The sequence below is a fragment of the Sporosarcina sp. E16_8 genome (genome assembly GCF_017347095.1).
Taxonomy (GTDB): Bacteria; Bacillota; Bacilli; order Bacillales_A; family Planococcaceae; genus Sporosarcina.
In genome coordinates this window covers 1-3,046 of sequence record NZ_JADPRZ010000099.1, presented here as the reverse complement: position 1 = coordinate 3,046, position 3,046 = coordinate 1, and the positions used below count along the sequence as shown (strand labels likewise).

Annotated in this window: 3 protein-coding genes; all 3 read left to right on the top strand. The window is 42.6% G+C overall.

The features are described 5' to 3' along the window. On the top strand, positions 1-452 hold a 452-nt coding region (locus I2484_RS20840), incomplete at its 5' end, for a hypothetical protein (protein ID WP_207152966.1). Positions 453-870: 418 nt separating this feature from the next. Continuing rightward, positions 871-1,647: a conserved phage C-terminal domain-containing protein gene (locus I2484_RS20835; protein ID WP_207152965.1), complete on the top strand. Its 777-nt coding sequence runs from the start codon at positions 871-873 to the stop codon at positions 1,645-1,647. A 3-nt stretch (positions 1,648-1,650) separates the two neighbouring features. Next, positions 1,651-2,907, top strand: a complete 1,257-nt coding sequence (locus I2484_RS20830; RefSeq protein ID WP_207152964.1) for a replicative DNA helicase — start codon at positions 1,651-1,653, stop codon at positions 2,905-2,907. Positions 2,908-3,046 lie beyond the last annotated feature (139 nt).

Below are 3,046 nucleotides of genomic sequence, written 5' to 3'. Positions count from 1 at the left end.
ATGCGAAAAAACCGTTTAAACGCATCAATAAAAAACGTCGTTTACAAGTAGTTATAGCTTCCCTGATGACCTTTATAATTACGATAATCGGTAGTCTAGTCGTACAAGATGTAGGGGTTGTTAATCAATTCTTTTTTCCGAAGGTTCATGGATTAGTAGAAATAACAGATGATAATGAAGAATGGAGAGGCATTAGTTTCTCTCATGATTTGATTAATACACAAGATTATGTAATATACGATAGCATTTTTTGGACAAAGAGGGTTATTAATGATGCGAATAATGAGAGTGATGTGTTGCTAAGAGTAAAAGATGAACAGGGAAATATTATCATTGATGAGTTTCGAATTTCACCTGGCAATGGTATGGAATTAAAAAAACTAAAGAGAAATAAAAAATATTTCCTTGAAATAAAAGCACCCCAAGGACGATATAGTATTAATGCAGTCTAAGAATAGAATATAAAAATGCGGTTTTGAAATAAATTTATCTATTAAATGATTTTCTATTCCACAATCGGACGCGATTGTGGAATAGGAAATCATAAGCCTAATTCCTCGTTCGAGATACGGAGGGGTTAGGCTTTTTTATCTTTCAAAATTCTTAACGTTATATATTTGCACTTTCTTGACGTTACCCCATAGGTAAACTTATTGGCAACGCGTGATAAGTCTTGCGGCAATCGCTAGTGAAAAACATGGCAAAAGTGGTTCGTTCTCATTCCCGTATACTTACAATCGTGAAGAAAAAATAAATTTCATCAAGTTGTCCCCTTTTTCGAATGAATTGTCTATATAGAGAGTGAAGGCATCATTCGTCTAGGCAAAAGACGTCGTGCTTACTTCGGAAAATACCAAAGGAGGATTCATGATGAATTTATTAATAAAAGAGTCGCCGCTTCAAGTACTTCCGTCGCTTGCGATGCAAGTGGGATTAAACGCGGCCATTTTACTTCAACAATTGCATTTTAGATCGCTCATCTCGACGAATGTGCGGGATGGGCATAAGTGGGTTTACAAAACATATGAAGAGTGGAAAAACGAAGAGTTCCCCTTTTGGTCTGTCGATACGATTAAAAGAGCGATTCGTAGACTGGAAGATAGCGGCTATATCATTTCGACTTCTTCGTATAATCGGATGAAAATGGACAAGACGAAATGGTATCGCATTGATTATACAATTCTGCACGATCAGGGGGAGCAAGATGCACCATCGACGACCGCAAAATCTTTCCAAGAGGAAGTGCAAATTGCCCCCACTACAGAGGGCAATTTGCCCCTAGCAATAACCAAAGAGATTAAAAGAATTAAAAAAGAACTTGTCGAGAACGATCTCGACGCCGTGTCTGTCATTGATTATTTGAATGACAAAACCGCCAGGCAATTTAAAGCGTCTTCGAAGGCGACTGCACGATTGGTGAACGGGCGCTTCAGTGAAGGGTACACAGTGGCAGATTGCAAAATGGTCATTGACACGAAAGCGAAAGACTGGCTGGATGATCCACATTGGCAGAAGTATTTACGACCTTCGACGTTATTCAATGCGACGAATTTTGAGAACTATTTGGAAGAATCGAGAGCCAGTGACTTGCCAAAAAGCAGGCCACCAAAGCCATTCGAATTAGACTTTAGCGAAGGGGAGGCGTAACAGATGGATCGTCATGAGCAGATTGAAAAAAGTGTGTTAGGAACGATGCTCTCGGAGAATTATTTAATCGTCGATAGTGATGTTAAAATAGGTTTTTTCATCAGTCAAATTCACAAAAATATATTTGGGTGCATGCAGGAGTTACTGGCGAAAAAACGTCCCGTCGACTTTGTGACGCTACTGACGATGATGGAGCCCGTGGAACTGGGAGGCGCAAATTACTTGGCTGAACTGGCGAATTTTGCGAGCCCTACGAAGTTTGACCGCTATGTTGACATGATGCGCGAGGCGTGGAAAAACCGTGAAAAAAACAAGATCCTCATTCAGGCGAAAGAGGGGGATTGGGAAATTGGTTCGATTCAACAAGCGTTTGAGGAGTTAGAAAAAGACGGGAGCGCAGGACTTGATGCGGGCATTAAAATGGATTTGGTACGGATGGGCGAAAGGCCTTATGAAGAAGTGCAGCATGTACCTGGCGTGCCGACTGGATTGCATGACGTGGACAAATTGCTCGACGGTTTCCAACCTGCTGAATTGATTGTCATCGCTGCCAGACCGTCGATGGGAAAGACTGATACGTTGAACCATTTCGCGCTTCATGCAGGATTAGCGGGGTATAAGCCGATTATTTTTTCGCTAGAGATGAGCAGAAGGTCGATGATTGACCGGTTCATCGCGATAACGGGCGGCTATAAACGACTGCGTATGCGAAATCCTAACACGAATTTCACAGACAAGCAAAAATCGAACTGGCTCCCGACACTCGCTAGATTGGACGAAGCGAATATTCATATAGATGACCGCGCCGGACTGACAGTGTCTCAAATGCGTGCGGCGGCGAGAAAAATGATACATACGGAGCCGAAGCGAAAACCAATTATTTTCGTCGATTATTTGCAAATTATCCGTGGCGACTCCCCAAGTTATAACCGAACTGAAGTCGTAGGGCAAATTAGCAATGATTTAAAGCAAATGGCAAAAGAATTTGACTGTCCCGTCGTTTGTCTATCCCAGCTAAACCGCGGTGTCGAAATCCGTGATAACAAACGCCCCGTCATGAGCGATTTACGCGACTCGGGCAATATTGAACAAGATGCGGATGTGATTGGTTTTTTATACCGCGAGGATTACTACAACAAAGAAACGGACAAGCCTGGCCTGTTAGAAATAAATATATTAAAACATCGCAATGGTCCCACAGGAACAACAACTGTCCGTTATGTGAAAGAAACAGGCATTCTCCACAACATCGACTGGTAAAAAACAAAAGCGTAGGGCGCCGTCTAGCCCCGCCAGGCATAAGTCGACCCAACGACGTGGCGGTTTTTGCCACATAGCTGGGTTGCTTATGACTCAAGGGGCTGGCGCCCGGAGCCTAGACGACAACAAAAGCGTAGGG

Excerpts from the sequence above, each read along its gene's own strand:
- I2484_RS20835 (WP_207152965.1), top strand. The coding sequence starts at position 871 with ATGAATTTATTAATAAAAGAGTCGCCGCTTCAAGTACTTCCGTCGCTT.
- I2484_RS20830 (WP_207152964.1), top strand. The coding sequence starts at position 1,651 with ATGGATCGTCATGAGCAGATTGAAAAAAGTGTGTTAGGAACGATGCTC.